We start from the raw sequence: 23,468 nt of genomic DNA, 5'->3' as shown, positions 1-23,468 counted from the left end.
GTCATGCCCGCAGACCCCCACCTGCCCGTCGCGCACCTACGCCCGGCCCGCAACTGGATCAACGATCCCAACGGGCTGGTCTTCCACGACGGCCATTACCACGTGTGCTTCCAGTACAACCCGTACGGACCCGAGCACGCGCACATGCACTGGGGCCACTTCCGCAGCCCCGACCTGCTGACCTGGGAAGAACTGCCCCTCGCACTGACCCCCACGCCCGGCGGAGAGGACGCCGACGGCTGCTTCTCCGGCAACGCCGTCTCCGACGGCGACCGCATGGTCGCCTTCTACTCCGCCTTCCGCACCGACCGCTGGGCGCAGCCGGTCACCACCGCCGAGTCCCGGGACAACGGTGTCACCTGGACACCGCGCGGCAGCCTGCTCATCCCCGAACTGCCCGCGGGCGCCACCATGTACCGCGACCCCTACGTCTGGCGCGAGGCCGGCCGCTGGCGCATGCTGGTCGGCTCCGCCCAGGCCGACGGCCGGGCGGCAGCCCTGCTGTACGAATCCGCGGACCTGGAACAGTGGGACTACAGGGGGCCGTTCCTGGACCGGGCCCCGCAGCCGGTGGCGCCGGGCGCCGACACCGGACTGGGCTGGGAGTGCCCCCAGTACCTCCACACGGACGGACGCGGCGCGTTGCTCCTCAGCGCCTGGGACCCGGAACTCGGACCGCGCCGGACCCTGGTCTACCCCGGGCGCGAGCAGGAGGGCCACTTCCTCGCCGACGCTCCCGTCCTGCTCGACCACGGTCCCGACTTCTACGCCCCGGCGCTGCTGCCCGCACCCGACGGCCGGTGGCTGCTGTGGGGCTGGTCGTGGGAGGCCCGCGACCCGGAGTGGGTACGTGAGGCCGGCTGGGCCGGGCTCCTGACACTGCCGCGCGAGGTGACAATCGCCGAGGACGGTTCCGTACGACAACGACCGATTGCGGAACTCCTCGCGCTGCGCGACGAGCGCGCGGTGACCGCTGCAGGCGAGACCGCCGCTACCGCCGTACTGGGAACGGTGAGCCCGAGCTTCGACCTGACGGCCCGTCTGGAACCCCGCGGTGCCGGGACGGCAGGAGGACTACGGCTGGTGACCTCCGCCGAAGGCACCGAGTACCTCGACATCAGGATCGACCCCGCCGCCGGTGAGCTCGTCGTGGACCGCGACCACGCCTCCATCGACCCGCGCGCACACGGCGGAACCTACCGCGTCCCCTGCCCCGAGGCGAGGGCGGTGTCCGGCGCCCCGGTCGAACTGCGCCTGGTGGTGGACCGCTCCGTCGCCGAGCTCTACCTGCCGTCGGGCCGGGCGTTGACCCTGCGGTTCTACCCAACCGGCGGCGCTCCCTGGCGGATCGAGGCCCATGCCGGAGGCGAGGGCAGCCTCGGTTACACGGTCGGAGCCTGGAACCTGCGGCCGTACACCATGCGGTACACGGCCGACTCCAACGCCCAGTCCGCGCTCCCGGACGCTGGCCTCGTCCGCCCCTGATTCTGTTACCGCCTCCACGGCCCTCGGGCGCGGGCTCCCGGCATCCAGTGCACGATCACTCCGGTGCGCTGGGCGCTCGGCGAGATCGGGCGCCGGGGCGATTGCAGAGGGACGTTAGCTGCGCCAGCCAGCCGGGAACCCGCGGAGTCGGCTCGCACGACTCCGCCGCTGCTGGACAGGCATGGGACCTACTGTAACCGGCTGCTGTAGGTCGACCGGAAGTAGACGCTTGGGCGTCAGTGACTGGTGACGACCTTGCCGAAGTGACCGCCTTGCTCCATGTAGGACGCTGCGGTGGGGGTTTCCTCGAAGGGGAAGACGCGGTCGCAGCCCCGACTACATCGACATCTATGCGCGCAGCGCGCACCGTCGCGGCAAGAAGACTGCCACCGTGGCAGTCGCCCGCAAGCTCCTGGCCCGCGCCCTGGCACGTGCTGAGCGAAGCAGAGGAAGCAGCCCAGGCCAAGGAGGCGTACACCACGGCATGAACGGCCAACAACCTTTGCGGGGGAGGACGCAAGCCCCGGGTGAGCTCGCAAAACCGCATGAGACGGCCCCGCCGCACTCGTTGACCTGAATGAGCAGTCCGGCCCCGGACCAAGGTCATGGTGCCCGCCCACCAGCCCGCGCCGAATGGGTGTGTGTGAGTCGTCTCCGCCCGACCACATCCTGGGGAACCACATCCGGCATCCCGCCCCTTTCACAAGACTGCCCACCCCGGCGGGGGCCCGCCTCACACCGGGGACAGGCCCTTACGCGCCTTGACAACCCCGGCCCTCATGGGTGCGGCTTTATGGAGGATGGCGGCGGGATGGGCCCCGGGATACCGTGACGCTCGTCCTGGCGGTACATCAGATGCCTGCGGGCCCGGGTGCGGCCGGGAACGGGCGGGGCGCCCGCACACGCTGCGCGCGAGGCCGTCGATGGTATGTGGAAGCGGGTTCTCACAGCTCCGCGACCGATTCGGGCGCGAGCCCGCCGGGGGCGTTGAGCACTCGGGCACAGTTTGACGGCACTTGTTCGGGCGGCACCGGGACCTTCGGGGTATCACCAGGACTTCAGCCGGGCCGCGTCACGCTGGACCGGGGCCCGCGCCACATCGGAGTCCTCCGCATGAGGACTCCGATGTGGCGTCATGTTGCTGCTCTGGGCTGCTCAGTGGCTCAGGCAGACGCGAGCTTCTGGATGCGCGGATGGTTCTCCAGGGCCCAGCGCACGGTCTTCGGCGGGCGTCCGAGCAGGGTCTCCAGCTGGTCGGTGGTGCCGCGGTAGCCGCCGCCGCCCATAAGCCGGGTCAGGGTCTTCAGGTGCTCCGCAGTGTGCGGGATCGCGGCCAGGGCGGTGTCCACGTAGGTCTCGTTCCAGGTTTCGACGTCTTCGGGAACGTAGGTGACCGGGCGTCCCAGCACGGCCGCGAAGTCCTCCGCGAACCCGTGCATGTCCTTCGCTTCCGGACCGTTCAGTTCGTAGGACTTCGAGATGTGCGGCGCCGGGTCGGCCAGGATCTTCGCGCACACCTCCGCCACGTCGTAACCCGCGATGGGCGCGAGCCGGTGGTCGCCGAAAGGCAGACGCAGTTCACCGCGGCTCAGCGGCTCCAGCGCCAGCCAGGTCATCAGGGGGTTCTCGACGAACATGGCCGCCCGTACGTTGACGGCCGGGAGGCCGGACCACTCCAGCACCTGCTCGGCGACCCAGTGGGCCCGCTGCTGCGGCGACCAGTTCGCGACGAGTCCGCCCAGCCACGCACGCCGCTCTTCCTCCGGCGCGGTCAACTTCTCGAACGTCATGAACGACTGCTCGTACTCGGACATGTTGACGAAAACCTCGATATCGCCCTGGGCCCGCGCCGCCGCGGCCATCAGGCTGACGGCGTCGGTGTAGTACGGCGACAGGCTCATGCTGAAGTAGATGCGCCGGACGCCCTTCAGCGCGGCGCTCACGTCGGCGATGGTGAGCAGGTCCCCGACGAACACCTCGGCCCCGGCCTGGCGGAGCGAATGCGCGCGTTCGTCGTCCTGGCGCACGAACGCGCGCACCGGGTGCCCTTGTTCGAGCAGCATGTCGACCATCGTTCGGCTCACACCACCGATTTCGCCGGCGGCACCGGTGATCAGGATGGGATTGCGCTCTGGCATCAATGTGTCCTCTGTCTGGTTGGGGTGAGTCAGCGAGTCAGTGAGTCGGTTGTTCACAAAGCCGGGGCCGACAGTGGGTGTCGGCGACCGTTTTGGGCTGCTTGAGGTGCGAGGAGCGCCTTGCACGGCGTACGGAGGTCCGCTCGAAGCACTTCCTGAACGCAGGCCAGGGTCTCAATCAGGACTCCCGGGCCGCGGAGGATTTCCAGTCGCCCGGCTCGATGGCCGCCTGCGCGTGAGCCGTGGGCTCTGCTGTGTCCGGACGGTGCCGGCCAGGCGGATTCGGCGGAGGGTCATCGGGGTGCGGGGCCGTCGATGTGGGCGAGGAAGTCGAGGAGTGCGGCGTTGACCTCGGCGGGACGTTCCTGCTGTGTCCAGTGCCCGCAGCCCGGCAGCACCACCAGGTCGTGCAGTTGAGGCGCGATAGCGGTCAGCGGGTTGTCCGACCCGCCCTCGCCACGGAACATTTCGCCCAGCGAAGGGCCCCCGTCCGGGCCGCGCAATGAGGTGACCATGTCGCGGTCTCCCACCACGTACAGCGCGGGGACGTCGATACCGCGTCCCCGGAACGGCGCGAGCAGTTCGTTGTTGCGTTCGATGTTCCGGTACCAGTTGAAGGCTCCGGTGAACGCCCGCTCGCCGTGCAGGGCGAAGTCCTCGGCGTACACCTGAATGTCCTCCTCCGTCAGCCAGTCCGGGAGAGCCGGCGACTCCGGCATGGTGTCCAGGAGGCCCAGACCGTCGGGTATGACCAACGGGCGGGGTTCGCTGCCGAGCGGGTTGTCGCCCGAGGCACCGACCAGGAGGCGGCGCAAGGCGTCCGGGATGTCCTTGGCGAACTCCGCGTCGGCGACTCCCGGTTGCTGGAAGTACACCTGGTAGAAGCCCTCGCCGTACTGGGCACGAGTGATCGAGGGCGGGACCAACCCGCCGGGCAGGATGGGCGGAATGCTGAGCCCGGCCACCGCGCGGACCTTGTCCGGGCGCAGCATCGCCGCGGTCCAGGCGACGGGTGCACCCCAGTCGTGGCCCACGACGACCGCCTGCTCCTCCCCGAGCTCCTCGATCAGGGCGATCACGTCGCCGACGAGGTGGAGCAGGGTGTACGACGCCACGTCCGGCGGCTGCTCGCTGCGGGCGTAGCCGCGCTGGTCGGGGGCGACGACCCGGTACCCGGCCGCCGCCAGCGCCCCGAACTGGTGACGCCAGGAGTACCAGCTCTCCGGCCAGCCGTGCAGCAGCAGGACCAGCGGCCCTTGCCCCTGCTCGGCGATGTGCAGCCTGACCCCGTTCACGTCGACGAAGCGGTGGGTGAGCGGACTTTCCACGAGGAGCTCCTTGAAGTGCGTGAGTGCGTGCTACTTCTTCAGCTGGGCGTACATGGCGTCCAGGCCGGCGGACAGCTGGGACTTGACCCAGCGGGTGGTGTCGTCGGCCAGCACCTCGTGCGCCCCTGCCTCGATGCCGTCGAGTGCGGCCACGGCGATGTCGCGGGGGTCGGCCTTCGGTGCGTCGACGCCCGAGGTCATGTCGGTGTCCACGTAGGCCATGTGGAGCCCGGTCACCGCTATGCCGCGCGGCTGCAGCTCCAGGCGCAGGGAGTTGGTCTGCGACCACAGGGCGGCCTTGGAGGCGCCGTAGGGCGTACCGTCGGCCAGCCAGGACAGGGCGGAGTGGGCGTTGAGGAGGTGACCTCCGCCGTTGCGCTCGATGACCGGCACGAAGGCCCGGGTGACCAGCAGCGGCCCGTAGAAGTTGGTCTCCAGATCCCGGCGCACGTCCTCCATCGGGGAGTCGAGGTACGAAGCGCGGACGGATGCGCCGGCGTTGTTGATCAGAATGGTGACGTCCTGGGCCTGCTCGGCCGCCGCCGCCACAGATGCCGGGTCAGTGGCCTCGAGCGCCAGCGGAACGGCATCGGGGTGGGTCACCGTGCGCGGGTCACGGGCCGTGGCGTAGACCTTGCCGGCCCCGCGCGCGTAGAGCTCCTCGACCAGCATCTTGCCGATGCCACGGCTGCCTCCGGTGACGAAGACGTTGGCGCCCTTGATTGCTGTCATGACTACCTCCACGAAGGATAAAACCGATCGGTTTTCACCACCGTAAACCGATCGGTTTCGTCATGCAAGTCGGGTTGAGCACCGGATGACTACGGCACGCGGGGTCGAGGTGGAGTCGGGCGGAGCTCAGGATTCAGGGGCTGGCCTCGTTTCCATCGGCGAAGTCCGTACTCGCCCGTCGCAGGCCGGTGAAGCCTCGAGCCTGCCAGTGATCGACGTGGCCTGGCTGGGCCCAGGCGGAGTTCAGCGGGGTGACGTGAGGAGTGGCGTGCCGTACGGCTCGGTATCGCCGGCGTGCCCGGCCGTCGTCCCCGGCCGGCTCGGGGTCGGCGGCCAAGGGCGGCCGACTGTCGGCGGCGCAAGGACCGTCAAGTACGGCGGGCGGGTCGGCTAGGCGCGTGACGACAGGAAAGACAGGCCCGACGACCCCGACGACTTCTGCGTCTTTCCTCTTGCGGGGTGCTTGAGTGCGGGCAGGCGTCAGCCGGCCAGCTTGTTCATCTTGCGGATCTGCTTGTCGAAGACCTGGGCGGGAGCGACGCGGCGCAGTATGCGCGCGCGTCCGGCCAGGGGGCCGGCGGTGTAGCGCAGCTTCGGTTTGGCGTCGGTCGCCGCCGCGACGATCGCCTTGGCGACGACGGCGGGGGCGTCACCGTCCCTGATCGCCTCCGCCATCACGCGGTCGACGGTGAGACGCTGCTTCGCGTAGGCGTGCAGGGGCGTGTCGGGCTTCGCGCTGTTGGCCTCGAATCCCGTCCTGGTGTAGGCGGGTTCGACGATGAGCGCCCGGATGCCGTGGTCGCGGACCTCGTGGTCCAGGGACTCGGAGTAGCCCTCGATCGCGTGCTTGGAAGCGGCGTAGACAGCCATGTAGGGCTGGGGCAGGAACCCGAGCACGGACGAGATGTTGATGATGCGCCCGCGCCGCTGGGCGCGCATGTGCGGCAGGACCTCGTTCACCATGCGCATGACCCCGAAGACGTTGGTGTCGAAGACGCCCTGGGCCTGCTCGACGGAGGTTTCCTCGGCCGCACCCATCGAGCCGACCCCGGCGTTGTTGACCAGGACGTCGATCCGCCCGAACCGCTCGCTCACCTCCTGGACCGCTGTGGCGACCGAGGCGTCACTGGCCACGTCGAGGTCGATGAACGTCACACCGCCGAGCAGGGCGACGCGCGAGGTGTCGCGGCCTGTGCCGACCACGTCGAAACCCGCCGCGACCAGTGCGAGTGCGGTTTCCTTCCCGATGCCGGATGACGCACCCGTCACGAGTGCCACCGGCCGGTTCGTCGTCATCATGGATTCCTGACTCGTTAGAAACTGATCAGTTTCCGCTCACAGTAAACCGATCGGTTTTCATGCGCAAGCTCAAGTACCAACCCGATCCGGGCCGCGCCACTGTCTGCACGCTGAGGCCGATCGGGCCGCGCGGCGGCTGCGGCGTCTCGCCCAAGGTGGGGCGGAGCGCTGTCGTGACGCGCGGCAGACAGGAGCCCGTCTCATGGCGGTCGGCCGCCACAAGGGCCCTGCGGACCGGCGCCCGGTCAGGCGCCTTGCTGGCTGACGCAAACCGACCGGCGCCTGCCAGAATGACGGCATGGCCAGGATCAGTGCGCAAGAGAGACGCGAAAGCGTCGTCCGCGCAGCGATCGCCGAGTTCGCACTCAAGGGCTACTACGGCACCTCCACCGAGGCGATCGCCAAACGCGTCGGCGTCACGCAGCCGTACCTCTTCCGGCTCTTCCCGGGCAAAAAGGCGATCTTCGTCGCCGCCTTGGTACGGAGCATGGAAGACACCCGCCTGGCTTTCGAGCGGGCGACCGACGGGATGGAGGGCAGCGAGCAGGCCCGGGGCACCATGGCGGACGCGTACGCGCGGCTGATCTCGGCGCGCCCCGAAACGCTTCTGATACAGATGCAGGGATACGCCGTCGTCGGGGCGGCCGAGGCAGAGGGCGATGACAAGACGGGCGAGCTCGTCCGGGCCGGCTGGATGAGGCTGTGGGAAACCGTGCACCTGTCGCTGGGTGCCGATGTACATGCGACCACAGGCTTCTTCGCTTGCGGCATGCTTGGCAACACTCTTACGGCCATCGGGCTTCCCTCCGATTGCCGGGAAGCAGGAGCGTGAGGCCGTGGGCGCTGCTCCGGCTGCCGGAGACGGGCATCAACCCGAAAGAGCGCTTCGGTCGCCGATCCTGCTGGAAGACGGGGTGGATCAGTGCATGTCTGCCGCATCGAGCAGGGTGGTCACAGTGGGCGCGATGAGCCCGGTCAGGTTGTCGGCGCCGATCCCCGCGCGGGCGCTGGCGCCGTCGAAGACCAGGATGAGCTGCCGGGCCAGCAGGTCGGGGTTGCTCGCCCCACCCCGTTCGGCCTCGGAACGGAAAAAGGCCGTCAGGTTCGCTTTGATCTCGTGGGCCACCCGGCTCGCGGGGTGGGTCTGATCCTTGAGCTCGATCTGCACAGCCAGGTACCGGCAGCCTTGGAAGTCGGGCGCACCCGCCTGCGACTCCACCCGCTCGAAGACGTACAGGATCCGCTCGCGCGGTGATCGGCCATCATCCGCCGGGGGCAGGGCCCTCGCCACGAAGGCAGCGGCACGCTCCTTCAGGCTCGCCGCCAGCAGTTCATCCTTACTCTCGAACAGCTGGTACATGGAGCGCTTCGACACCCCCGCCGCCTTGCACAGCGCCTCGACGCCGATGCCGACGCCGTCGCGGTAGGTGAGCGTGGCTGCTGCCTCCAGCAGCCGCTCCCGGGGGCTTTGCTTCACTTCAGTAGTCATACCGCGAGGTTAACTCGAATCGGACGAAATAGAAACCGATCGGTTTCCATGGTTGTCGAGGAGACGCCCGCCGCCGGGCGGACACCTGCAGGCCGCCCAGAGGCTCGGCGACGGTCTTGGGGGAGAGACCGTCGCCGAGCCCTGATGGTGCACGCGCCTCTCGTCCCCACGGGGGCGACGCACACCGGGGCCACTCCGAGTAATGGCCCCGCCTTGGGTGAGCCGCCTTCCGCTACGCCGGGGCAGCGGTCTTCTCGGGCTCCGTCTCGGCGGGGATGCGGTGCAGCCCCTTGCGGTCGTACCAGCTGGTCATGCCGAAACCGAAGAGGGCGGCTGCCGCGAGGCCGACGGCCATCATGACCCAGCCCCGGGTCAGGCCGGCGTCGGCCTGGGCGTCGTAGTAGAGGATCGACCGGATGCCGCCGGTGATCTGCCGCAGCGGCTCGAACTCCGCCAGGAAGCGGTAGAAACCGGGCAGCGCCTGAAGCGGCGTGGTGGCGCCGGCCGTCGGCACCGCCATCCCGATGAAGACCAAAGTGACCACCAGCATGCCGGGCGTGCCGAACACGGCGAGCAGGGTGAGCGCACCGACCCCGGAGACCGCGATGGCGCACACCGAGTACAGCCACAGCAGCGGCAGATGGGCGGCGTGCATCCCCATGAGGCCGACCGCGCCCACCATGACCAGGCTCCCCATCAGCAGCGACAGCCCGGCCATGAGAGTGCTGCTGACGGCGAGGGTCTGCACCCGGGTCGCCCGGATGAGCGGGCGGTGCATGCGGAGCGGGCCCATGTCGTTGTGGGTGTAGCCGAGGGCGTGGTCCACCTGGCCGCTGATGACGTTGGCGGAGAGCATGCCGCAGACCACGAGGACGAGCGCATAGTAGAACGCTGTCAGGCCCAGGCCGCTGTGCGAGTCGAGCGGATGGCCGTCCTCCACGGTGACGGCGGCCGGGTCGGCCAGCAGGACGCGTGCCGCAGCGGGCAGCTTCGCCTGCCCGGTCCCGCCCTGGGACGTGAGCTCCTTGCCCACCTGCAGCGAGGCGCTTTCGGCCGCCTGCGTCGTCGCCGTCCGGGCCAGACTGGAGCCCACACTGCCGGCGGACTGATTGGTCAGCACCGTCAGCGTCGGACGGGTCGGGGTCCCAGTGGCCGCGGCGCCGGTGAGTGCGGCGGTGGCGGAGGTGAAGTCGGCGGGGACGACGAGCGCGCCGTACAGCTTGCCCTTGCCGAGTTCCTCCTTCATCTCCTTCTCGTCCATCACCTTCCAGTCGATCTTGCCCCCGCTCGCGGTGGACTTCTTGATCGACTCGGTGATCCGAGCCCCCAAGTTGACCTGCTCGCCGCCGACAGCGGCCCCCTTGTCGGCGTTGACCAGGCCGACGGGCAGATTCTTCATGTGATCGACGGGATCGATGTTGGCCCCGACGTAGAACACGGTGAACAGCAGCGCGAGGACGCCCGTGATGACGCCATTGGCGATCCACAAGGGTTTGGCACGCAGGACGCGGAACGGGTGAATCCCACTCATGACTTACTCCGGTCTCGGACAACACGCTCATATCCGGAGAAGGGCGGACAGCTTCATTGCGGTCCGGCGACCCTCGGAACGTTCAATCTCGGCACACACGGCCGTCGACGCGGAACCGGGGATGCGGCACTCCCGCCGGACTCCGACTGATGAAACCGGTCGGTTTCAGGCCCATCGTAAACCGATCAGTTTACAAATTCCAAGTCGAGGCGCTGGCCCATATCCCAGCACCGCCAGGAAACCGCGTGCCGGCGCCATCCCTGGCATCGGGTCGCTTCGAGCCGCGAGTGGAGCGGCTCGCTTCAGGTCACGCAAGCGGTCCAGGTCCGTCGCGCCGAACACGGCCATCGGGGCCGTCCCGCCCAGCAGTCGCCATTGCCGGCTCCCGGTGACCTGCCCGGCTCCAGATGATGGCCTCGATCTGCCTGGGCCCGGATGAAGCCGATACCGTGCTCTACCCGCTCGATCGACACCGACTCCCTGCGGAGCTGGAAGTTCACGGCCAGTTCTCCGGTGGCGAGCCTGTATGACGTCGTGATCAATCTTGCCGATCCGGATCCGCCTGGAAGGCGGATCCGGTAGGAAGACCATCGCGACGCGCAGGCAACTCCCCGACAAGCAGTGGCAGTTGCTCGAGCCGTTCCTGCCGACAGGCGAGCACGGCCCGTATCCTGAGCGGCTGCGTGAGCAGTTCGAGGGGGGTGATCTGGCGGTTCCGCACCAGCAGTCAGTGGCGGGAAATGCCGGGCCGGTTCGGCCCGTGGCCGACGGTCTACGGGAGGCGGGGACTGGAAACTGAGCGGCGTCCACCACGCAAGCGCCTGCCCCGGCTCAGAAGGGTGTGCGCGTTGGCGCCAGCTCGGCTGTTACGGCGTCGGCTACAGCGTCCCTCACCTGCGCCTCCGTGGGCGTGGGCCGGCCGAGTTCGGCAGCGAGTTGAGCCAACGAGGTCATCCGGACACCGGGCAGGGCGCAGGCCGTGAACGTGGTGTAGACGTCGAGGTCCGGGTCGACGTTGAGCGCGAATCCGTGGCTGGTCACGCCGCCGCTGATGCGCATGCCGATGGAGGCGATTTTGCGGTGGCCGGGGGTCCACACGCCGACCAGGCTCTCGGCGCCTCGGGGTGTGTCCCGGCGTATCGCGTCGAATCCGAGTGATCCCAGTGCACGGATCAGGGCGTGTTCGATCCGTCGTATCAAGCCGCGCGGTCCTAGCTCGCGTACGTTCAGCACGAGATACCCGATCAGCTGCCCTGGCCCGTGATAGGTGGCGTGACCTCCCCGGTCGACTTCGACCAGGCTGATCGGTGAAGCCGGTTCCGGCAGTTGGTCGGCCGGTGTTCGCGCCGTGTAGGTGATCACGGGAGGGTGGGTGAGCAGAAACAGCCGATCCCCAGTACGCCCCTGCTTCCGCTCGGCCACCCAACCAGCCATATCGGCCTGCGCCACCTCATACGGCACCTCACCCAGATCGACCCGCTCCATCTCCCCTGGCTGCATTACCTCTCCTGTGCCCTTTGGGGCGACGTCGCCTCGCGCCGCGCCTGCGAAAACCCGCCCTCGACGAACAGACCACGGCCGCGGCTCTTGCCGCTGCACCAGCAGACCACCGTGCGCGCGACACAGTCCCGCGGTCAGGTGTCGTCATCCATGACCACGACCAACCACAGCCGCTTGGGGCTGGCTTCAGCGTGGCGTCCCGTACCCATGGATCCCCGGGATGGCGAGTTTTCCGCCTGTCTGTCCGGCCTGGTCGATGTCGGCGTCGTCCAGGCCGAGTTGGAGCTTGAGGTCGAGCTTCCCGACCGTGTCGTAGAGCCACTCCGGAATGGTGTCCGGGGTGAGGTGCAGGCGGAGGACGGGTGGTGCGGCAAGGTTTTCGATGCTGGAGAGGGTGCCTGTCAGGCTTTCGACGTACATGGTGATGTCTCCGCCCCGGAGCGTGGAGGTGGAACCGGGCGCTCCGTCGATGTGCTGGATCTGCGGGCCGACGGGCACCGCCATCTTCAGGTCGCGGATCGTGACCGCCGCCGCGGTGAACTTGAGCACCCGTTTGGGCCCGGCGGCTGTCTCCACGGTCACCACGCCGCCGAAGACGAGGCCGTGCAGTTCGAGGCGGCTCCCCTTCATGTTCCATGCCTCGGCGGAGAATCGGCCGGCCTCATGGTCCTGAGGGGCCTTGACGTCACTGATGTCGCAGGTGCGGGCAGTTCCTTGGGATGACTCCGGTCGGGGCGACGGCTCGGCGGTCCGGTGGCTGGGAGCAGGTGATACAGGCGTGGTGGACAGCCGGGGCTCGGGCAGTGCTCCGGACTCTGGCCTCGAAGTGGCCGAGCTTGGTGAAGGGCTCGCGTGGAGTGAGGGGCTCGCGTCCGGTGACGGGCTTTGCTGCTCGGCGTCGTCGCGAAAGAGGGGACCGAGGATGTCCGCAAGGCTCGTTGTCGCGGAGGTTGCGCTGGGCGAGGGGGTGGGAGTGGCGGTCGGTGCTGGGGTCGGGCCCGCTCCCTCGTCGTCAGCGTCCGACGGCGGCTTGACGGGCTCCCCGCTCGGGTGAGCGCCGGCCGTGCGGGGATCAGCGGACGGGGTGGGGTTTGCGGGAGCGTTCGTCGAAGAGGTTGAGGTGTCGTCAGGACGGGCGCAGTCGACACCGCTGGTTCCAGGCGCGCCTGCCCCCTCTTCGGAAACGGAGAGCGCCGCGGTGGCGCTCGTGTCCGCGGACTCGGGCAGGCGCTGACTTCCCAGGATGAGGGCGGTCGGCAGCGCGGTCAGCGCGAGAGCCCTCCCGACCGGCAGACGCAGACGTGTCAACACGGACGTACGGGGGATGGCGTGCCGGCCCCTCGATGGTCGAGCGAATCGGGGGGCTGCGGCCTCGTTGCGGGTGTCGGGCGACTGGTCACTCACTCCCTTGTCCTCCCGCCCGGCTGACAGCGGCTGACGGCCCCTCGGCGCCGTCGGGTATGTCCTCCGGGTGCCCGTCCACCGGGCCCCACGCCAGAGCCAGGAGTCCGCCCGACGCCGCGAGCAGTGTGCCGACGAAGAATCCGCCGAAGTTGGAGATGGGAAGCGACAGCACGCCGAGGAACACCGCGACGCAGCCGGCGAAGAACCTGATGATCGGCTGGAACCAGAGGAGTCCGCCAAGGACGATCAGAGTCAGGCCGATGACCAGGGACCCGGCCCCCGCGGTGGTGGACATCGCCACGGACAGGGCGCCCAGGGAAAGGTTGAAATACGGGAAGTAGATGATGGGCGCAGCGGCAAGGAGCACCAGCAGGCCCGCCCAGAAGGGGCGGGTGCGCCGCCAGGCCCGGAAGTCCCGGCGAGCGCGGATGAAGCCGCTGTCACTGTGGGGGTACGCGGGTGCACCTGCACTCGTCATGTGGCAGCTCCCAAGTCGTGAGTGGGTGAGGGTGTCCGCGAGGACGATGGAGCACTGCCGCCCCCTGGGAGTCGCCGGCCGCTTGCGCGCACGGGAGACTAGAGGGCGGGAGCGAGGTCAGAAGCAGTCGTGCCGACCGGCCGCGATGTTCATGTGCAGGCCCGCCAGTTCGAACGTTCCCGCAGTCGTGGCCCAGACCTTCTGGTGGGCATCAATGATCTCGACCGCGTCCGCCTGCTGGGCGTAGCCGTTGGGATCGACGTGGTCCTTCGGGTTGACCTGACCCTTGGTCATGGAACCGGTGGCGACGCCGATGTCGACGTTGGTGAAGGTGCCCTTCTTCGCCTGGAGATCGGTCATGTCGATGTACAGGTCCTTGGCCTTGGCCGGCGTACCCTCCCCGCCGGCCTTGAGTGTCATCGTGTAGGTCCCGAGGACGGGTATGTCCACCGGGACGGACTGGCACATGTCGGTGACCGTCGCATTCTTGATGGACGAGACGGAGACGGGCACGTGCTTGCCGTTCTTGGCGACGTCGACCGTGGCGTAGTTGCCGAATCCGGTGCCGCTCAACTTGCCGGCCGAGACCTGGAAGTCGGAACCGGAGATGCTGAACGAAGCGGCCAGTGCGCCCTGGGCCATGGAGACGGCGACCGCCGCGGTGGCGGCCACCGTCGGCACGGCACCGATGGCGAAGCGCTTCCAGTGGGTCTTGCCGATTCGCTGGGACATGGTGTGGTTCTCCGTTGTCTAGGCGTACGAGACGACCGGACCCAGAACCGACTGGCCCGGGCCCGGGGCGGGGGAAGAACTGCGGCTGGGTGTGGCCGTGGCGGTGCAGGCGGCTTCCGCGGGCGCATGTCGTCCACGCGCACGGAGAAGTGGGCACACCGAAGAAGCACTCGATAGTGTTACTACCGAGTACCCGATAGTGGCACTATCGATCCCGTCGGGGCAACCCCCGATAACGCGATACTGGTGGGACAGTTGAGCGTGAGGGAGCGCATGAGGATTTCAGAGCTCAGTCGCCGGTCCGGGGTACCGGTGGCGACCATCAAGTACTACCGACGGGAAGGGCTGCTGCCCGAGGGCCGCGCGCTGAACCCGACCACGGTCGAGTACGGCGAGGAGCACATCCAGCGGCTCCGTCTGATCCGTTCCCTCATCCAGCTCGGCGGGCTCTCCGTCGCCCGCACCCGGGAAGTACTCGAAGCCGTCGACCGTCCACTGGATGCCTTCGAGACCCTGGGCGTCGTCCACCACGCACTGCCCGTGCCCTCCGCGGAGACGAACGGGAAGAACAGCGCGGACAACGAGGACGGTCCCGGAGCGGAGAGCGCCGCCGACGAGGCGGTACCAGGCGGAACCGCTGCGAGGGTCGACGCTCTCATCGAGAACATGGGCTGGCGGATCTCCGACGCGTCACCCCACCGCCCGGCACTCGCCGAAAGTCTCGCCGCGCTGAGCCGCCTCGGCACCGACTACACGGCCGACGACCTCATCCCCTACGCACAGCTCGCCACCTCCGCCGCCGATTTGGACTTTGCGCAGTTCGAGGGGATCGAGGACCGCATTGCCCTTGCCGAGCGGGCGGTGGTCCTCACCGTGCTGTTCGAGCCGGTCGTCCGGCTGCTACGGCGCCTGGCCCAGGAGGACGCGAACCACCGTCGCCATGATCGCCGTGCGCGCGGGCGGGGCGAGCATCCGGAGGAGTGAGTCCCCAGCAGTGCACCGCCGACACCCCCCGCTCGCGACGGCAGCGAGGGCCGAAGTGCCCCGGGTGAAGGCACTTCGGCCTCTCGGGAGGGTTCAGCCCGTGGCGACGGGGACCCGCTCGTCGGCGGTGTCGTCCGCCGGTATGTCGGTCTCCTTGATGCCGAACCGGTCGTAGAAGCGGGCGAGTGGGCCCGGAGCCCACCAGGCCGCCCTGCCCAGCAGTCTCATGACGGCTGTTCCCAGCAGGATGCGCACCACCAGCACGTCCGCCAGGACCGCGAACACCATGCCGACGCCGAAGAGCTTGATGGTCAGCACATCGCTCATCCCGATCGCCGCGAGCGGCACGCACATCAGCACCGCGGCGCTCGCGACCAGGCGGCCGATGGACTGCAGCCCGGTCGCCACGGCCTCCGTGCTGTCGCCCAGCTTGTCGTACTGCTCCCGCATCCGGGACACCAGGAACACCTCGTAGTCCATGGAGAGTCCGAAGATCAGAGCGAACAGCATGATCGGCATGTTGGGCTCGATGTTGCCCGTCGGATCGAAGCCGAGCAGGCCGTTCAGATGGCCGTCCTGGAAGATCCAGACCAGGACCCCGAAGGTGGCGGACAGCGACAGCATGTTCATCGCGATCGCCTTCAGCGGCAGCAGCACCGAGCCGAACGCGAGGAACAGCAGGATGTACGTCATCACCGCGATGTAGAGCAGCATCCACGGCAGGGTCTCGCCCAGTGCGTCCAGGGTGTCGTCGTAGACCGCCGACTCGCCGCCGAAGTACGCCCGGGCGCCCGGCGGTTCGGGGACGTCCTTGAGCCGGTTCACCAGGTCGCGCGCGTGGGTCGAGACGGGATTGCCGTCGTAGGTGACCGACACCCGGGCCGTGGTGCCCTCCACGCCGCTGATCCGGGCGCTCGTGGCGCCCTCCGTGGCGCCGAGCCGCTCGGCGTACGCCTTCAGCGCCGCGCCCTGGTCCTTCGAAGTCCCGTCGGACTTCAGCACGAGCAGCGAGTCGATGGACTTCACCGCGTCGCCGTCGAAGTCGTGCTCCATGGCGTTGAAGACCTGGCGGCCCTCGGAGCTGCTCGGCAGCTGCTGCGCGTTGATGGAACCGAACTCGATCTTGGAGAACGGCAGGGCGAGCGTCAGCAGCAGGCCCACCGCGCCCACCACCGCGACCCATCGCCGCCGCATCAGGCCGTGCCCGAACCGGTACCAGGCGCCCTCGCCCGCCGCCGTCGGCCGCGCTGCCTTCTTGCGGCGCAGCGGGAAGGCGTTGACCTTCGGTCCCATGACGGCGAGCAGCGCGGGCAGCGCGACCAGTGAGAAGAGCACCGCCAGCAGGACCGCTGCCACACCGCCGTACGACATCGACTTCAGGAACGTCGACGGGAAGAGGGTCAGGCCCGCCAGCGCCGCCGCGACCGTGGTGCCGGAGACCATCACGGTGCGCCCGGCCGTGGCGAGAGTGCGCCCGATCGCCGTTTCGCCGGAGTAGCCGGCCGCCAGCTCCTCGCGATAGCGGCTGACGATCAGCAGGCCGTAGTCGATGGCGACCGCGAGACCCAGAATCGTGACCAGGCTCATGGAGAACACGGACACGTCGGTGATGTTCGCGATGGTCCGCAGGACGGCCATCGACCCAAGGATGGAGAGCACCCCGACGAGCAGCGGGAGGAAGGCGGCGGTCAGGCCGCCGAACACGACCAGCAGAAGCAGGAAGAGCACGGGGGCCGAGATGATTTCCGCGGTTCTCAGGTCGTGTTCGATCTTCTCACTCGCCTGGTGGCCGGTGGGCACCGTTCCGCCTTGCAGAGTCTGAAGGCCGGGTGCCGGAATCTTGTCCTTGACCGCCTTGTACGCGTCCTCCTTGGCCTTCTCGCTGCTGCCGTGGAGGTTCAGGGCGACGTAGGTGGCGTGCCGGTCGTGGCTGACCTGCGCCGGCATCTTGGTCGTCCAGAAGTCCAGGTAGCCGGTCACCTCCGACTTCGGCAGGGACTCCAACTGCTTGACGACCGCCTGCTGGAAGGACGGGTCGTCGACGGTGCGGTCCTTGTCGCGGTAGACGATCACCGCGTCGGGTGTCCGCTGCGGGAACGCCTTCTCGGCGATGTGGGCCGCGCGCACGCTGTCCGAGCCGGGGTCCTGGAAGCCGAGCGGTGTCAGGGAGCCGAAGACTCCGGCACCGTAGGCCCCGGACAGGACGGCGAACAGCATGGTCAGTATCAGCACCGGCTTTCGCCTGCGGTACAGCAGACGCCCAAACCCCTCAAACATGACTTCTCCTAGATCGTTAGCCGGCGCCGGACAGGACCGTCCGAAGGTCGGCGCCGAATGAACCGTAACAGCGTTTTCATTGCTCGATGCAACGCGGTTACACACCTCTCATCCGGAGAGGGGTCGAGCTCCCCTGCCCTGACCTGCTGGTATGCAAGAGGATCTCGTTCGGAAGTGGCGGGTCCTGACGCGGGGCGCAGCGGACGACAGCAAGCCAAGGCGATATCGAGAAGCATTCGTAACGGCGTTGCAATACGATGGCGCCATGGCCAGGCTCAAGACACATGACGAAGCACTCCGGCTCCGGCTCCTGCACCGCGCGGCCGCCACGGTCTTCGACCGCGGCACTGCCGCGCTGAGCCTGCGACAGCTCGCTGCGGACGTGAAGACCTCGACCACGGCGGTCTACTCGCTGTTCGGCAACAAGGCGGGTCTGCTCAGCAGCCTGTACGAGGAGGCCGTGCGGCTCTTTGTCGCGCGCCTGGCAGCCATCCGTCCCACGGACGACCCGGCCGGCGACGTGATCCGACTTGGGCTCGTCTATCGCGAATACGCCATCGCCAACCCGCATCTCTACGCGATCCTCTTCTCCGACCGCAGCGTCCAGTGCCCGTCCGAGTCGGAGTCGGAGAGGCCGCGTGAGGCCATCGAGACCTACCGGCCCCTCGTCGACGCCGTGCGGCGCGGACAGCAGGCAGGGCAGTTCAGTCCGGAGTCCGACCCGGAGGTCATCGCGCTGTCGGTCTGGGGAACGGCCCATGGCCTGGTGTCCCTGGTGCTGTCAGGGAACGAGCCGCCCGGGCTCGCGGTCGCCGACTGCTATGAGCGGGCCCTGGGGGTATTGGTAGCGGGGTGGCGAGTGAGCGAGGGGAAGGTTCAGGGGTTCGCGGACGTGCCGTGAGCCCGGAGCCGGTACCGCTCCGGGCCTGAACGTACGGTTCGGTGGGACTCTTTCGGGTCGCGTCCCGCGAGGTGGTACGTGAGTCCCCGCTGCCGTGGCCGGTCTATCCGGTTGGGGCCCGTTCCGAGATGACCAGTTCTGAAATGATCAGTTGAAGAACGGCAGCGGGTGAACCCAGGCCGGTCGGATCCTGCGGGACACCGGACGGACTCGGCGGGCTGCGGACGGTCAGGTACCGCCGTGCCGCAGACTGACTTCGATCGCTTGACCGACCAGGGGTGGATTTCATGGCTGACCGGGCTTTGACTCTGATGGCAGTGCACGCCCACCCGGACGACGAAGCTACGGGAACAGGGGGTGTCCTGGCGCGTTATGCGGCGGAGGGCATCCGCACGGTGCTCGTCACGTGCACGGACGGTAGCTGCGGTGACGGTCCGGGGGGCGCCAAGCCGGGCGACCCCGAGCATGATCCAGCTGCCGTTGCCGTGATGCGTCGAGGCGAACTCGAAGCGAGCTGTGACGTCCTGGGGGTCGGTCATCTTGAGCTGCTCGGGTACGCCGACTCCGGGATGATGGGCTGGCCGGCCAACACCGCGTCCGGATCGTTCTGGAGTACGCCCGTGGATGAGGCAGCCGCTCGGCTGGCGGAACTGATGCTGCGATACCAGCCTGATGTCGTCGTGACGTACGACGAGAACGGGTTCTACGGCCACCCAGATCACATACAGGCGAACCGGATCACGATGGCAGCGCTGTCGCTGACCGGGGTGGCGTCGAAGGTGTACTGGACGACGGCGCCGCGCTCGATGATGGAGAAGTTCGGGCAGATCATGCGCGAGTTCGGCGCGGACTGGGAGGAGCCGGATCCGTCCGAGGCCGGAGAGGGGCCCGAAATCGGCCTGCCCGACGAGGAGATCACCACGTGGGTGGACACCACCGACTTCGGCAGCCAGAAGTTCGACGCGCTGGCCGCGCATGCCAGCCAGGGTGAGAACATCTTCTTCCTGCGGATGGGCAAGGCGAGGTTCACGCAGCTCATGGGCGTGGAGACGTTCGTCCGGGTCCACGACACCACCGGCGCGCCCCTGCCCGAGAACGACCTCTTCGCCGGCCTGCGCTGAGCTCCAGTCGGCGGCCGTCCTTCGGACACGCGGAGAACCGCAGCCTGCACACGCTGCGGCCCGAGCGACGTTGTCGGAGCCTTCTTCAAGGCGGACGACGCGCGTGCTGTCCTCGTTGAAGGCCAGGCCCCTCGGCGCCGGCCACACCGCGAGCTGCTGCTTGACCTGTCGGGCCTGTTCCTCGCTGACGCGCAAAGCCACCAGATCGTCGGCCTAACGGATCACCACGGGGGTGCCCGGCTCCAACCTACCGGCGTGCCTCATCCCATCAGGGAGGTACCGGCCCCCGGCGGCTTCATCCAGCCCATGCAGGGCGACGTTCAACAGCGTCGAGCTGATAACCCCGCCTTGTGGAGCCCTCTCCTCCGACCAGGCGGCCGCCTGACGCGGGCCGGAGAGGTCACACGAGCCTGACCGGCCCGGCGTCGATCGGCAGGCGGACCAGGAGATAGGGCTTGCGGCGCAGGTCCTTGCCCTCGTGGAAGGGCGACAGCCGGTTGAGCTGGTTGGCGATGGCGTACAGGTGCCGGTCCGAGGCGACGGACAGGGTGTCGACCCAGAGCAGATCGCGTCCCTGGGCGAGGGTCCGGTAGGTGCCGTTCGGGCTCCTGCGCCAGATCGCGTTGTGTTCGAGGTCGCCGCCGTAGAGCCGCCCCTTGTCGTCGCTCTCCAGGCCGTCGGCCATCGGCTTGAACCCGAGGTCCTCGACCGTCGCCGCCACCTCGGCGTCCGTGGCGTCCGGATCGGCGAGGGCGTCGGTGGACACGCTGTGCAGTCGGCGGCTGGACAGCGGGCAGTAGTAGAGGCGCGCGCCGTCATCGCTGAGAGCGATGCCGTCGGAGCCGGTCTCGTAGTACGTGGGCTCGCCGCCCGCGGGACGGACCATGAAGGGCTCGCCCTCGATGACCGGAAGGAACTGCGCGTCCGGGAGCGCCGAGGGATGCCCGGCCAGTCGCCGCCATGAACGGCCCGTGGCGAGGTCGACCACGATCACCCCGTTGGAGCCGCCCGAGTCGGTGATGAAGGCCATGCCTTCGGCGCCGCGCCGCAGGTCGAAGCGCACGTCGTTGGGGTACCTGTTCGCCGGCACCACCTCGGGCGGGAAGAGGATCTTCCGTACGATCCGGTCGGTGCGCAGGTCGACCGCCACGAGCTTGGGACCGCCGTAGGAGGACCCGGCGAACAGCGGGCTTCCGGTGTCGAGGATCCACAGCCGGTCGGCCGGGTCGACGACGACGCTCTGCACCGACTGGAAGTGCCCGGCCAGGTCGGAGGCGTCCTGACGGTTCACCTCGGCGTCGGGGTAGGCCACCGGCTTCCCGCCGCGCAGTTCGGCGACGGTGAACGGGACGTCGTCGCCCCAGCGGGGAAAGTTGACGAAGACCCGGCCTCGGCGCGAGACGGTGACACCCGTCGGCATCGCGCCCCAGAAGCGGGCAACAACCTCGTAGTGACCGGCTGTTGAACCGGAGGGGGAGGCGGAGGCGTAGGCGGGTCCGGCGAGTTGGGTGGCGGCCAGCGACGCGGTGGTCGCCGTCAGGAACGTACGTCGTTTCATGGGAGCGTCTCCTGTTAGGTCAAGTCGCTGCAAGGATCGGCGAGTTGCCGCATCACCTCGGCGCGTGGGGGGATTGGCCGGACATTGCCGTGGCCGGTGGAGAACGGTGCCTCCAGCAGCCGCTCTCGGGGAGTCGGCTTCGCCCGTGTGGTCAGGGCGAGCCGGAGCCCACCTGGACGGCAGGTACCTCGTGCGTTCCTGCGATCTGAAGCTGTCCGCCGGGGACATCGCCTGCGGCTGCCGCCAACTCCTGGAAGGGGAACGGGGCCAAACGGCCAGTGGACCTGGTGCTCTCAGGTCTACCGGGCTGCCTGCCGGGTCTTTGCCACCATGCTGCGGTCCCCGAAGGTGACCATCGCGTGCACGGGCATGGTGCTGGCGCGCATGAGCGCCGCGAGGCCCCGGCGGCCCTGCTGGCGGGCGAGCTCCGGCCCCAGGGTCGTCATCAGGGCGGTGAGGGCCGGCATCGGACGCCCGAAGAGCGTGATCTCCTTGATCTTTGCCTCGTCGTCGAGCCGCAGCAACTGCACCTCCTCGAACGACTGGGACCCCACCCGCGCCCGGTAGACCAGCGCGTACGCGTCGCCCTCGCCGGTCTGGGTGTGGTAGCGGACGTCCTTGACCGCCGTGAACGCCGAGGTCAGGAAGTCACGCAGCTGGTCAGATCCCTCGAAGCGGAACTGCTCGGTGAGCGGCGAGCTGAGCACGACGTCCCGGCTCAGGCACGCGACCGCGGCGTCGACGTCCCCGCGCTCCTCGGCGGAGCGCCAGCTCGCGACGGTAGCGGCGGCGGAGTGCAGGGTCTCGGACATGGTTCTCTCCCGGTATCAGCGGCGCGATGGGATGTGCGGGTGCCGACGTGCTTGGTGGACGGGGTGCGCGGGGTGGCGGGTGTCAGCCGGTGAGCTTGTTCATCGTGCGGATCTGCTTGTCCAGGACCCAGGCGGGAGCGAAGCGGAGCATGCGTGCGCGTCCGGCCATGGGGCCGGCGGCGTAGCGCAGTTTCGGCTTGGTGTCGGTGGCAGCTGTGACGATCGCCTTGGCGACGACGGCGGGGTCGTCACCGCTCTTGATCGCCTCTGTCATCAGGCGGTCGAAGACGTGCCGCTGGTCGGCGTAGGTCTGCAGGGGGGTGTCGGGCTTGGCGCTGTTGGCCTCGAATCCGGTGTTGGTGTAGGCGGGTTCGACGAGGAGCGAGCGGACGCCGTACTGGCGGACCTCGTGATCCAGGGACTGGGAGTAGCCCTCGATCGCGTGCTTGGACGCGCCGTAGACGGCCATGTAGGGAGCGGGGATGAAGCCCTGTACGGACGAGAGGTTGATGATGCGGCCGCGTCCCTGGGCACGCATGTGCGGCAGGACCTCCTTCACCATGCGCATGACCCCGAAGACGTTGATGTCGAAGACGCTCTGGGCCTGCGTGAGTGAGGTTTCCTCCGCCGCGCCGATCGAGCCGATGCCGGCGTTGTTGACCAGGACGTCGATCCGCCCGAACCGGTCGATCACCTGCTGGACCACGGCGGTGACCGACTTGCCACTGACCACGTCGAGGTCGAAGAACGTCACGCCCTGGAGCGGGGTGACGCGTGAGGTGTCGCGGCCCGTGCCGGCCACCTCGAAACCCGCCGCGACCAGCGCGAGCGCGGTCTGCTTGCCGATGCCGGAGGACGCCCCCGTCACGAGGGCCACCGGCCGATTTGTCGTCATCATGCACTCCCGAACTCGCCTGAGAAACCGATCGGTTTCCCCTTGCCTTCACTGTAAACCGATCAGTTTCCAATGCGCAAGCTCAAGCACGGCACTGATCCCGGGCCGCGTCACCGGCCGGCTTCAGGTTGAGCTGACCGGCGCCCGGCGGCAGGGCGGCACGCGCCGGATGAGCAGGCAGAGAGACGCGACAGCGCCATCCCCGCGCCGCGATCGCGAGTTCGCGCTCAAGGGCTGCTACGACACCTCTGCCGAGGCGATTGCCAAGTGTGCCGGTGTCACGCAGCCGTACCTCTTCCGACTCTTCCCGGGCGAGAAGGCGATCGCCGCCGCCTTGACGCGGAGCACGGAAGAACGCCCGCCTGGCGTTCGAGAGCGTGGCCAAGGATGAGCGGCACGAGCGGGCCTCCCGCGCCATGAGCAGCTCAATGGCGATCGGTTACACGCGGCCGATCTCGGCACACCCCGAAACGCTCCAGATGCAGATGCAGGGATACGCCGCCGCGGCAGCCACCAGGCGGTAGAGGCCCTCGGCGGCGTCCGGTGAGACGGGCACGAGCCCGACGTCGCCGACGATGATCACTGACGGGGCGCAGTACTCGATCCTGGCGAATGCGTCCACCGCGCGAATACGGACAGTGACTGCGGTCGAGAGACACAGGCACTTAGAAGTCATCTCATTTGGCCGGGTAAGCTGCCGGTCGTGGCAGGGATCGTTGAGCGGCTGGTGCCGGACGAGTTGTGGGAACTGTTCCAGCGGGTGGTGCCGGAGGCGCCGTCGCGGCCTCAGGGCGGTGGCCGGCG

General features: G+C 68.6%; 21 protein-coding genes and 1 pseudogene. 7 read left to right on the top strand and 15 right to left on the bottom strand.

What is annotated here, in order from left to right; all coding sequences use genetic code 11:
- Positions 1 to 3 precede the first annotated feature (3 nt).
- Positions 4 to 1,485 (top strand): glycoside hydrolase family 32 protein, encoded by a 1,482-nt coding sequence (locus ACX28W_RS37620; RefSeq protein WP_459004563.1) that lies wholly within the window; start codon positions 4 to 6, stop codon positions 1,483 to 1,485.
- 350 nt (positions 1,486 to 1,835) lie between these two features.
- The gene (locus ACX28W_RS37615) at positions 1,836 to 1,973 is read left to right on the top strand and encodes a hypothetical protein (RefSeq protein WP_459004561.1); all 138 of its coding nucleotides are present in this window, start codon (positions 1,836 to 1,838) and stop codon (positions 1,971 to 1,973) included.
- Between the two features lie 675 nt (positions 1,974 to 2,648).
- Here the strand turns inward: ACX28W_RS37615 and ACX28W_RS37610 are convergent.
- From ACX28W_RS37610 to ACX28W_RS37595, 4 genes are all read right to left on the bottom strand, one after another.
- Entirely contained in the window at positions 2,649 to 3,623 is a 975-nt protein-coding gene (locus ACX28W_RS37610) for an NmrA family NAD(P)-binding protein (protein WP_261691482.1), read from the bottom strand.
- Positions 3,624 to 3,916: 293 nt separating this feature from the next.
- Positions 3,917 to 4,951 (bottom strand): alpha/beta fold hydrolase, encoded by a 1,035-nt coding sequence (locus ACX28W_RS37605; RefSeq protein WP_351436249.1) that lies wholly within the window; start codon positions 4,949 to 4,951, stop codon positions 3,917 to 3,919.
- 30 nt (positions 4,952 to 4,981) lie between these two features.
- Entirely contained in the window at positions 4,982 to 5,683 is a 702-nt protein-coding gene (locus tag ACX28W_RS37600) for an SDR family oxidoreductase (protein WP_382009696.1), read from the bottom strand.
- A 480-nt stretch (positions 5,684 to 6,163) separates the two neighbouring features.
- On the bottom strand, positions 6,164 to 6,979 hold the full coding sequence (locus ACX28W_RS37595; RefSeq protein ID WP_382009734.1) for an oxidoreductase: 816 nt from the start codon (positions 6,977 to 6,979) through the stop codon (positions 6,164 to 6,166).
- Between the two features lie 301 nt (positions 6,980 to 7,280).
- Between ACX28W_RS37595 and ACX28W_RS37590 the strand changes: the two genes are divergently transcribed.
- On the top strand, positions 7,281 to 7,814 hold the full coding sequence (locus ACX28W_RS37590; RefSeq protein WP_459004559.1) for a TetR/AcrR family transcriptional regulator: 534 nt from the start codon (positions 7,281 to 7,283) through the stop codon (positions 7,812 to 7,814).
- An 87-nt stretch (positions 7,815 to 7,901) separates the two neighbouring features.
- Here ACX28W_RS37590 and ACX28W_RS37585 read toward each other — a convergent pair whose 3' ends face one another.
- Both ACX28W_RS37585 and ACX28W_RS37580 read right to left on the bottom strand, forming a co-directional pair.
- Positions 7,902 to 8,471 (bottom strand): TetR/AcrR family transcriptional regulator, encoded by a 570-nt coding sequence (locus ACX28W_RS37585; RefSeq protein ID WP_369263646.1) that lies wholly within the window; start codon positions 8,469 to 8,471, stop codon positions 7,902 to 7,904.
- Between the two features lie 232 nt (positions 8,472 to 8,703).
- Positions 8,704 to 10,002, bottom strand: a complete 1,299-nt coding sequence (locus ACX28W_RS37580; RefSeq protein WP_459004558.1) for an SNG1 family protein — start codon at positions 10,000 to 10,002, stop codon at positions 8,704 to 8,706.
- 589 nt (positions 10,003 to 10,591) lie between these two features.
- Between ACX28W_RS37580 and ACX28W_RS37575 the strand changes: the two are divergent.
- Positions 10,592 to 10,784, top strand: a pseudogene (locus ACX28W_RS37575) (transposase); the annotation flags it as partial.
- A gap of 49 nt (positions 10,785 to 10,833) precedes the next feature.
- Here the strand turns inward: ACX28W_RS37575 and lipB are convergent.
- The 4 genes from lipB to ACX28W_RS37555 all read right to left on the bottom strand — a co-directional run bounded on the left by lipB (position 10,834) and on the right by ACX28W_RS37555 (position 14,116).
- Positions 10,834 to 11,502 carry a lipoyl(octanoyl) transferase LipB gene (lipB, locus tag ACX28W_RS37570; protein WP_266588643.1) on the bottom strand — a complete coding sequence of 223 codons (669 nt, stop codon included), beginning with the start codon at positions 11,500 to 11,502 and terminating at the stop codon, positions 10,834 to 10,836.
- 186 nt (positions 11,503 to 11,688) lie between these two features.
- The gene (locus ACX28W_RS37565; protein ID WP_459004556.1) at positions 11,689 to 12,132 is read right to left on the bottom strand and encodes a hypothetical protein; all 444 of its coding nucleotides are present in this window, start codon (positions 12,130 to 12,132) and stop codon (positions 11,689 to 11,691) included.
- 766 nt (positions 12,133 to 12,898) lie between these two features.
- A complete protein-coding gene (locus ACX28W_RS37560; protein WP_388127051.1) occupies positions 12,899 to 13,384 on the bottom strand; it encodes a DUF6114 domain-containing protein in 486 nt (161 codons plus the stop codon).
- Positions 13,385 to 13,501: 117 nt separating this feature from the next.
- Positions 13,502 to 14,116, bottom strand: a complete 615-nt coding sequence (locus tag ACX28W_RS37555; protein ID WP_459004554.1) for a DUF6230 family protein — start codon at positions 14,114 to 14,116, stop codon at positions 13,502 to 13,504.
- 273 nt (positions 14,117 to 14,389) lie between these two features.
- Here ACX28W_RS37555 and ACX28W_RS37550 point away from each other — a divergent pair, with 273 nt between their 5' ends.
- Complete coding sequence (locus ACX28W_RS37550) at positions 14,390 to 15,100, top strand: MerR family transcriptional regulator (RefSeq protein WP_369263652.1); 711 nt, start codon at positions 14,390 to 14,392, stop codon at positions 15,098 to 15,100.
- Positions 15,101 to 15,193: 93 nt separating this feature from the next.
- Here ACX28W_RS37550 and ACX28W_RS37545 read toward each other — a convergent pair whose 3' ends face one another.
- Positions 15,194 to 17,377 carry an MMPL family transporter gene (locus ACX28W_RS37545; protein ID WP_459004552.1) on the bottom strand — a complete coding sequence of 728 codons (2,184 nt, stop codon included), beginning with the start codon at positions 17,375 to 17,377 and terminating at the stop codon, positions 15,194 to 15,196.
- Between the two features lie 265 nt (positions 17,378 to 17,642).
- On the opposite strand from ACX28W_RS37545, the gene ACX28W_RS37540 reads away from it, so the two are divergent.
- Both ACX28W_RS37540 and ACX28W_RS37535 read left to right on the top strand, forming a co-directional pair.
- On the top strand, positions 17,643 to 18,278 hold the full coding sequence (locus ACX28W_RS37540) for a TetR/AcrR family transcriptional regulator (protein WP_261691473.1): 636 nt from the start codon (positions 17,643 to 17,645) through the stop codon (positions 18,276 to 18,278).
- 287 nt (positions 18,279 to 18,565) lie between these two features.
- Positions 18,566 to 19,399, top strand: a complete 834-nt coding sequence (locus tag ACX28W_RS37535) for a PIG-L family deacetylase (RefSeq protein ID WP_459004550.1) — start codon at positions 18,566 to 18,568, stop codon at positions 19,397 to 19,399.
- A 400-nt stretch (positions 19,400 to 19,799) separates the two neighbouring features.
- Here ACX28W_RS37535 and ACX28W_RS37530 read toward each other — a convergent pair whose 3' ends face one another.
- From ACX28W_RS37530 to ACX28W_RS37515, 4 genes are all read right to left on the bottom strand, one after another.
- Positions 19,800 to 20,957 (bottom strand): L-dopachrome tautomerase-related protein, encoded by a 1,158-nt coding sequence (locus ACX28W_RS37530; protein WP_459004549.1) that lies wholly within the window; start codon positions 20,955 to 20,957, stop codon positions 19,800 to 19,802.
- Positions 20,958 to 21,256: 299 nt separating this feature from the next.
- The gene (locus tag ACX28W_RS37525) at positions 21,257 to 21,769 is read right to left on the bottom strand and encodes a nuclear transport factor 2 family protein (protein WP_459004548.1); all 513 of its coding nucleotides are present in this window, start codon (positions 21,767 to 21,769) and stop codon (positions 21,257 to 21,259) included.
- Positions 21,770 to 21,851: 82 nt separating this feature from the next.
- On the bottom strand, positions 21,852 to 22,664 hold the full coding sequence (locus ACX28W_RS37520; RefSeq protein WP_261691490.1) for an oxidoreductase: 813 nt from the start codon (positions 22,662 to 22,664) through the stop codon (positions 21,852 to 21,854).
- Positions 22,665 to 23,103: 439 nt separating this feature from the next.
- A complete protein-coding gene (locus tag ACX28W_RS37515; RefSeq protein ID WP_459004546.1) occupies positions 23,104 to 23,286 on the bottom strand; it encodes a hypothetical protein in 183 nt (60 codons plus the stop codon).
- Positions 23,287 to 23,468: the final 182 nt, after the last annotated feature.

Source organism: Streptomyces sp. SD15 (assembly GCF_054462255.1).
The sequence above is the reverse complement of the archived record's forward strand: the minus strand, read 5'-3'. Positions and strand labels throughout refer to the sequence as shown.

Bases quoted from the DNA above. Each gene is read 5' to 3' on its own strand.
- ACX28W_RS37620 (WP_459004563.1), top strand. From the start codon at position 4: ATGCCCGCAGACCCCCACCTGCCCGTCGCGCACCTACGCCCGGCCCGC.
- ACX28W_RS37615 (WP_459004561.1), top strand. From the start codon at position 1,836: ATGCGCGCAGCGCGCACCGTCGCGGCAAGAAGACTGCCACCGTGGCAG.
- ACX28W_RS37610 (WP_261691482.1), bottom strand. From the start codon at position 3,623: ATGCCAGAGCGCAATCCCATCCTGATCACCGGTGCCGCCGGCGAAATC.
- ACX28W_RS37600 (WP_382009696.1), bottom strand. From the start codon at position 5,683: ATGACAGCAATCAAGGGCGCCAACGTCTTCGTCACCGGAGGCAGCCGT.
- ACX28W_RS37595 (WP_382009734.1), bottom strand. From the start codon at position 6,979: ATGACGACGAACCGGCCGGTGGCACTCGTGACGGGTGCGTCATCCGGC.
- ACX28W_RS37590 (WP_459004559.1), top strand. From the start codon at position 7,281: ATGGCCAGGATCAGTGCGCAAGAGAGACGCGAAAGCGTCGTCCGCGCA.
- ACX28W_RS37585 (WP_369263646.1), bottom strand. From the start codon at position 8,471: ATGACTACTGAAGTGAAGCAAAGCCCCCGGGAGCGGCTGCTGGAGGCA.
- ACX28W_RS37580 (WP_459004558.1), bottom strand. From the start codon at position 10,002: ATGAGTGGGATTCACCCGTTCCGCGTCCTGCGTGCCAAACCCTTGTGG.
- lipB (WP_266588643.1), bottom strand. From the start codon at position 11,502: ATGCAGCCAGGGGAGATGGAGCGGGTCGATCTGGGTGAGGTGCCGTAT.
- ACX28W_RS37565 (WP_459004556.1), bottom strand. From the start codon at position 12,132: ATGAAGGGGAGCCGCCTCGAACTGCACGGCCTCGTCTTCGGCGGCGTG.
- ACX28W_RS37560 (WP_388127051.1), bottom strand. From the start codon at position 13,384: ATGACGAGTGCAGGTGCACCCGCGTACCCCCACAGTGACAGCGGCTTC.
- ACX28W_RS37555 (WP_459004554.1), bottom strand. From the start codon at position 14,116: ATGTCCCAGCGAATCGGCAAGACCCACTGGAAGCGCTTCGCCATCGGT.
- ACX28W_RS37550 (WP_369263652.1), top strand. From the start codon at position 14,390: ATGAGGATTTCAGAGCTCAGTCGCCGGTCCGGGGTACCGGTGGCGACC.
- ACX28W_RS37545 (WP_459004552.1), bottom strand. From the start codon at position 17,377: ATGTTTGAGGGGTTTGGGCGTCTGCTGTACCGCAGGCGAAAGCCGGTG.
- ACX28W_RS37540 (WP_261691473.1), top strand. From the start codon at position 17,643: ATGGCCAGGCTCAAGACACATGACGAAGCACTCCGGCTCCGGCTCCTG.
- ACX28W_RS37535 (WP_459004550.1), top strand. From the start codon at position 18,566: ATGGCTGACCGGGCTTTGACTCTGATGGCAGTGCACGCCCACCCGGAC.
- ACX28W_RS37530 (WP_459004549.1), bottom strand. From the start codon at position 20,957: ATGAAACGACGTACGTTCCTGACGGCGACCACCGCGTCGCTGGCCGCC.
- ACX28W_RS37525 (WP_459004548.1), bottom strand. From the start codon at position 21,769: ATGTCCGAGACCCTGCACTCCGCCGCCGCTACCGTCGCGAGCTGGCGC.
- ACX28W_RS37520 (WP_261691490.1), bottom strand. From the start codon at position 22,664: ATGACGACAAATCGGCCGGTGGCCCTCGTGACGGGGGCGTCCTCCGGC.